General features: G+C 32.0%; 7 protein-coding genes. 6 read left to right on the top strand and 1 reads right to left on the bottom strand.

Annotation, left to right across the window (positions count from 1 at the left end; all coding sequences use genetic code 11):
- The first annotated feature begins 396 nt into the window (after positions 1–396).
- From DVW83_RS14015 to DVW83_RS14005, 3 genes are all read left to right on the top strand, one after another.
- Positions 397–678, top strand: a complete 282-nt coding sequence (locus tag DVW83_RS14015) for a hypothetical protein (RefSeq protein ID WP_000353845.1) — start codon at positions 397–399, stop codon at positions 676–678.
- A 1-nt stretch (position 679) separates the two neighbouring features.
- Positions 680–1,096, top strand: coding sequence for a hypothetical protein (locus DVW83_RS14010; RefSeq protein ID WP_002305824.1), 417 nt, complete (start codon positions 680–682; stop codon positions 1,094–1,096).
- A gap of 691 nt (positions 1,097–1,787) precedes the next feature.
- Positions 1,788–1,976 carry a hypothetical protein gene (locus tag DVW83_RS14005; RefSeq protein WP_002296843.1) on the top strand — a complete coding sequence of 63 codons (189 nt, stop codon included), beginning with the start codon at positions 1,788–1,790 and terminating at the stop codon, positions 1,974–1,976.
- An 18-nt stretch (positions 1,977–1,994) separates the two neighbouring features.
- Here DVW83_RS14005 and DVW83_RS14000 read toward each other — a convergent pair whose 3' ends face one another.
- The gene (locus DVW83_RS14000) at positions 1,995–2,357 is read right to left on the bottom strand and encodes a hypothetical protein (RefSeq protein WP_002296841.1); all 363 of its coding nucleotides are present in this window, start codon (positions 2,355–2,357) and stop codon (positions 1,995–1,997) included.
- A 95-nt stretch (positions 2,358–2,452) separates the two neighbouring features.
- Here DVW83_RS14000 and DVW83_RS13995 point away from each other — a divergent pair, with 95 nt between their 5' ends.
- The 3 genes from DVW83_RS13995 to DVW83_RS13985 all read left to right on the top strand — a co-directional run bounded on the left by DVW83_RS13995 (position 2,453) and on the right by DVW83_RS13985 (position 5,402).
- Positions 2,453–2,824, top strand: a complete 372-nt coding sequence (locus DVW83_RS13995; RefSeq protein ID WP_002346889.1) for a GntR family transcriptional regulator — start codon at positions 2,453–2,455, stop codon at positions 2,822–2,824.
- Positions 2,825–3,929: 1,105 nt separating this feature from the next.
- Positions 3,930–4,862, top strand: a complete 933-nt coding sequence (locus tag DVW83_RS13990; protein WP_002296860.1) for a replication initiation protein — start codon at positions 3,930–3,932, stop codon at positions 4,860–4,862.
- Between the two features lie 15 nt (positions 4,863–4,877).
- Positions 4,878–5,402: a DUF536 domain-containing protein gene (locus DVW83_RS13985; RefSeq protein WP_002296856.1), complete on the top strand. Its 525-nt coding sequence runs from the start codon at positions 4,878–4,880 to the stop codon at positions 5,400–5,402.
- Positions 5,403–5,474 lie beyond the last annotated feature (72 nt).

Below are 5,474 nucleotides of genomic sequence, written 5' to 3'. Positions count from 1 at the left end.
CAAAAGCAAAAAGAAGAATAAAACCAGCAATTTTTATTAATAAAAATTGCTGGTTTTATTCTTCTTTTTGCTTTTGCGAGCAGAGCAACATGGGCCCATGTTGCGATATTTTGGTGGCGCCCCAATCCCCGTTTTTTCGTTGAATCTTACTCGGACTGCACTCGTTTTACAGCTGATTTTTCTGAATTTTGAAAGAGCATAAGGAAACGTGGTATCACTTTCTTACGAAAGGTGCTAGATAAGCTGTGCCTATCACGTTTCTCAGAAAAAAATTTGCTATCACTTTTTTGCCATTGTGGCTAGGCTATGTATAGTGTTTTGGCGAAAAATAGCTATACAAATACTATATTTGTATGATATACATAAATTATACACTGATACGAAAGGAAAATTTCCATGGACATTTTAGTTCGAAATATCAATCCCAAAATTATTACAAGAATAGATAAACGTTGTCAGGAACTAACAACCAAAACGGGCAAAAAATGGAGTCGAAATCAATACCTAAAAATTTTAATCGAAAACGATTTTGACCACGAACTTATGAATTACAAAAAAGATCAATTCGATTTATTATTCGAAAAATTTATTGCCATTCAAGCAGAAAATACGAACATACTAAATGACTATGTTCACACAAACAACCAACTCATTGAAACACTTATCGGAGGAATATAACATGAGAAAAACTTCTGTTCAAAAACACGTAACCCTTTATCCCAGTCACGTTGACGTTTTAGATTCCATCATCGAAAAAAATCCAGACGTTAACAATTATTCAGAAGCCATTCGCTTTTTATGTATGAGTTATGAACCTGATACCAATACAACCACAACCAGTAACCAAGCAAAACTCAATGCCATGGGAAAAGAAATTTCTATCATGACAGAAATCATGGCAGAATTTGCTGATTTATATCTAAAAGATACTGGTGTTCTTATCGGTACAAATTCTAAAGTATATCAAGAAGTGAAAGAAAAAATTGAAAATCAACTCAATCCTTCCCGACGAAATCAACCCAAAAATCGTCAAAAAGAAACCAATCAAACCTTTACTTCTGGAAATTTTGACCCAACAAACTTTCTAAAAAGATAAAAAAAGAAACCGAAAAACAAAAAAATTCCTCGATTTCTTTTTAGGGATCGGTCTTCCAGCAAGATTTGCAAGTTGGTACCAACTTGCGAAAAAAAAGAAGAATTCGCAGAAGCGGATTTTTCTTTTTTCATTTTGGGGCGCTGCCCTAATCCCTAAGTCCCGGTTATTCAATAGCATGGAAACTCAAAGAATAGGACGTTCCCTGGAATAAAAAAAGGCTGCTCGTTCGAGCAGTCCATACATAGGAAAATGAAAAAACGACGTCCCTTACTGAGAAACGCTATTAAACTTTTAACAAATCCCTCGGAAAATAACAAGTAGTAAAAAAATAATCACTGAATATTCACAAAGAATCGAAAAAAGCCAACAGCGAAGAATCAAGCTTTTAAAAAGATGTTTTAGATAGACCAATTGAAAATCACAAAGTCTTCCCCTGGATCGGTTGATCCAGGGGCTACTTGGTAGTATATACATTATGTTAACTTGAATTTAAAATAACATGTATTATTGTATTATAAAGCGGACTCTATTGAAATCTATAATTTTCACTTTTAAATATTACAAAAAATCATATAATTTGAGTTATTATTGTTTAGAAGTGATTTTTACAATTTAAACATTTGACAAACTATAGAACAGCACTTAAAATGTGTATACAAGTGACAGCGCTTTAAAAAAGGAGGTGCAGCCTATGTTAAAAAAAACTATGTTGGTACTAGGTTCTATTTCTCTAGGAGTATTAGGTTTTAGCCCCATGCTATTATCCGTAATTGGAAAAAATAATTCCAAAGGGGAACTTAAATTAAATCCAAATTACTACAATAGTCCTAATGAACCTATGTTTATTTCAGAAAAACAAAACGACGGTCAGGACAAATAATCCTGCCGTCGTTTTGCTCTAACTTCTACCAGTACAATTCATGTTGATTACTCTTCCAGTCCATTGGAAACTTACGCCACCCTTTTTACCTCCATATGGCGTAACTATGTTTTTATAAGAAAAATAATAACGTCTATTATTTTGAATTGAACCGTATCTTTTAATAGCAGCATTTCTCATTTTATTAGTCACTGATCCTGGAGTCTTTCCAGCAATAGAATTTAAATTTTTTCCAGTTTCAGAATTTGTAACGTTAATAACATAATTCCCACTAGATTTATCATAATAATAAGAACCAGCATCAACTGTTTTTGAGAAAATACCACCTATACCAGTTAATAGAAATAGACCAACAAATACTTTTAACATAGTTTTTTTCATATAAAAACCTCCTTTAGTTTAAGAATATACTAATAATTATAAAGAAAACGTTTTATATTATCAATGTTAAAATAATAAAAAGGAGAGCTTGATCTATGAACAAAAATAAATATTATCCTATTTATGAAGATTTAAAATATAAAATTCAGCATGGAGAATATAAAGAAAATGAAAAAATTCCTAGTGAAAATCAATTATGTAATCTCTACTCTAGTAGTAGAGCAACTGTCAGAAAAGCTATAGAACTATTAGCTATATTCGGATTTGTGGATAGATCTCAGGGAAAGCAAACCATTGTTTCATCTAAAAAAAACTGGAATAAAAGATTTTTAACCGAAGAAGAATATAAAAAATTAGTTCTATTCAATTTAAAAAGTACTGAATTAAACGAGATCATTGCTTTATCTGAAAAATATTCTGTATTAAAAAAACTTGTTGATTTTTGGAATAACAATAATTTAATTTAACTAGCAAATTTTCTAAAAAGATAAAAAAAGAAGTGGGCAATATGGGAAATTAAACCACTACTTTTTTGTTTTGTTGCTCCAGCAACGCTTAGTCCTAAATTATCCGAAAGATAAAATAACAAATAAAATGTTCATTTACCATATAAATGGTCGCTAAAATAAGCCCACAAAAAAGAGCCATTAACCCTTTGATTATAAAGGATTAATGGTTCTTTTATTCTTCGAATATTTTCTATTTATTTGATAAAATCACGATTTTTTTGAATTGTGCTACCAAAATAAATGCCTGTATATCAATCATTGCTACCAAATATTTCTCTGTTATTTAGCATTACGCTCCCCTATTAGAGTAGGGGGCACAGTATTTTCTACCTGTTTTGGGGGTTTGTCCCACATAGCATTGGTGTTCAAGTGCTCCGTTTTTCTGTCAAAAAGGTTCTTCCTGGTTTCATATGTTTATGGGCCTTAATTTGCATTTTAAGTTGTTTTGGTGTCTGAATCATATAAGTATACCAAAGGATGGGCAAAACAGCTTAAATCGAATTTTAGAAAGGGTTTATGACGTTCCAGGGTTGTTAGGGCTTGCCCTGACCGCCTATAAGGCGCTTTAAGAGCAAGATAAGGATTTTTATTTAACTTGTCTTAGAAAGCCTTAAACAAGCATTTAGGGAATAATAAAGGCCTTTTTAGGAACGGGTTGAAGCAAAGGAGCCTTTAGTCGACTGCGCAGTACAATGTGAGAGCGTAGCGATCACACCTTTTTAGCGACCGTAGGGAGCCAGTTTCCCAGTTTAGGAAAATGCGCGAATCTGTTTGAGGAGAAAAGGAGTAATTTTTTAGGCGGGAAATTTTGCCCTCCCTCTTTTATAATCTCTTTTTAAATCTCTTTTTAAACCTCTTTACCGTCGTCTGTTCCCTTACTCTCCCAAGGGGTGTAGCTTTTTTAGGGCATGAAATTATCTGTTTATAGGCATGAAATTATCTGTTTATAGGCATGAAATTATCTGTTTATAGGCATGAAATTATCTGTTTTAGGTATTGTTTTAAGACATAATATGTCTTAAAATTATGTCAATAAAATTAGTGAGACTGGAGTATCAAATAAATGGCAAATGAAATTGTAAAATATGAACCAGAATTAAATACCATTCCTTTAAGAAAATTTACCCCAATAGAAATGAACTTGTTTTTTTCTATTGTCTCTAGAATGCGTGATAAAGGTAATCAAAAAATACGCTTTTATTTCAGTCAGCTTAAAGATTTAAGTGCTTATAAGCAAACTGCTGGGGAAGTCTTTATAAAAGATTTAACAAGAACATACGATCATTTAATGGATTTACGTTTTGGAAAAAAAAGCAATGGTGGATTAACCATAGAACGATTTACAATGTTTACTGATTTTGAAATTCATGGAGAAGTCGATAACCCTTATGTAGATATAAAAGTTCACGAAAAAGCTTTGCCTTTACTTAACAATTTAGAAAGTTGGGTACGTTTCTCTTTAACAGAATTTCGAGATTTAAATAGCAGTTATGCTAAAACAATGTTTAGATTGCTAAAACAATACCGAACTCAAGGATGGGCTGAATTTTCCAAGGAAGATTTTTTAGAGCTATTAGATATTCCTAAAAGCTATAGACAAACAAACATAAATCAGTTTGTACTCAAACCCATAAAAGAAGAACTAACTCCACTGTTTAAAGGATTAACGATTCGTAAAAAATATGGTAAAGGACGAGGAAAGCCTGTTATTGGTTATCGGTTTACTTGGAAAGCTGAAATTAATCATGCTGACGATTTCTCAAAAGGAAAACATGAAGATTTACGTATAAAATTATTCAATATTGAGCACAATGGAGAATTAACTCAAGAAGAAAAATGGCGCGCTAAAGATCGAATATTAAATCTTCCCTTAGGCACTCATGAAGCAGATTTTAAAAAGCAGCAACAAACTGAAAAAGAAGGAACACAAAAACAAGCACTCTCAAACGAACTCAAACAAGATTTAATAGGAAATTTACAAAACTTATTCGATTAAATATAAGGAGTATTTATGGCAGATAAAACTATCAAAGAACTTGCTGAAGAATTAGGGGTTAGTAAAACAGCAATCAATAAAAAAGTTTCTAAAGAAAATCGAAAACTTTGGTTTTCAAAAGTCGGAAACAAGTTTGTGATTAACGATATCGGTCAGAAAGCTATTAAATCAATGTTTTATTCCGAAAACGAAAACTTAAATCGAAAACTAGTTAGCGGAAAAACAAAAACCGAAAACTTGAAAAACGCTAACCAAGTTTCCGAATTAGAACTTGTATCTTTATTGAATAAGCAATTAGACCAGAAAGACAAACAGTTACAAGAAAAAGATACTCAACTAAAACAAATGCAAAAATTACTCGATCAGCAACAACAACTCACCCTGCAAGCCAACCAACAAATCGAGAAACTGCAGGAACAACTACAGTTGACTTATACGGAAGAATCTTCGGAAAATAAATCAACTACTCTTTCTGAAGAAACAGAATCGATAGAAAAACAATCAAAGACGGAGAAAAAATGGTGGCAATTCTGGCAATAAAACCAGCAATTTTTATTAATAAAAATTGCTGGTTTTATTCTTCTTTTTGCTTTTGCGAGCAGAGCAACATGG

The organism is Enterococcus sp. VV15 (assembly GCF_005236045.1).
GTDB classification, from domain to species: domain Bacteria; phylum Bacillota; class Bacilli; order Lactobacillales; family Enterococcaceae; genus Enterococcus_B; species Enterococcus_B durans.
Note: the sequence above shows the minus strand (reverse complement) of the source record. Positions and strands in the feature narration are given on the sequence as shown.

What these genes read in the sequence shown, in the direction of transcription:
- DVW83_RS14015 (WP_000353845.1), top strand. Translation starts at nt 397, where the DNA reads ATGGACATTTTAGTTCGAAATATCAATCCCAAAATTATTACAAGAATA.
- DVW83_RS13985 (WP_002296856.1), top strand. Translation starts at nt 4,878, where the DNA reads ATGGCAGATAAAACTATCAAAGAACTTGCTGAAGAATTAGGGGTTAGT.
- DVW83_RS14000 (WP_002296841.1), bottom strand. Translation starts at nt 2,357, where the DNA reads ATGAAAAAAACTATGTTAAAAGTATTTGTTGGTCTATTTCTATTAACT.
- DVW83_RS13995 (WP_002346889.1), top strand. Translation starts at nt 2,453, where the DNA reads ATGAACAAAAATAAATATTATCCTATTTATGAAGATTTAAAATATAAA.
- DVW83_RS14010 (WP_002305824.1), top strand. Translation starts at nt 680, where the DNA reads ATGAGAAAAACTTCTGTTCAAAAACACGTAACCCTTTATCCCAGTCAC.
- DVW83_RS14005 (WP_002296843.1), top strand. Translation starts at nt 1,788, where the DNA reads ATGTTAAAAAAAACTATGTTGGTACTAGGTTCTATTTCTCTAGGAGTA.
- DVW83_RS13990 (WP_002296860.1), top strand. Translation starts at nt 3,930, where the DNA reads ATGGCAAATGAAATTGTAAAATATGAACCAGAATTAAATACCATTCCT.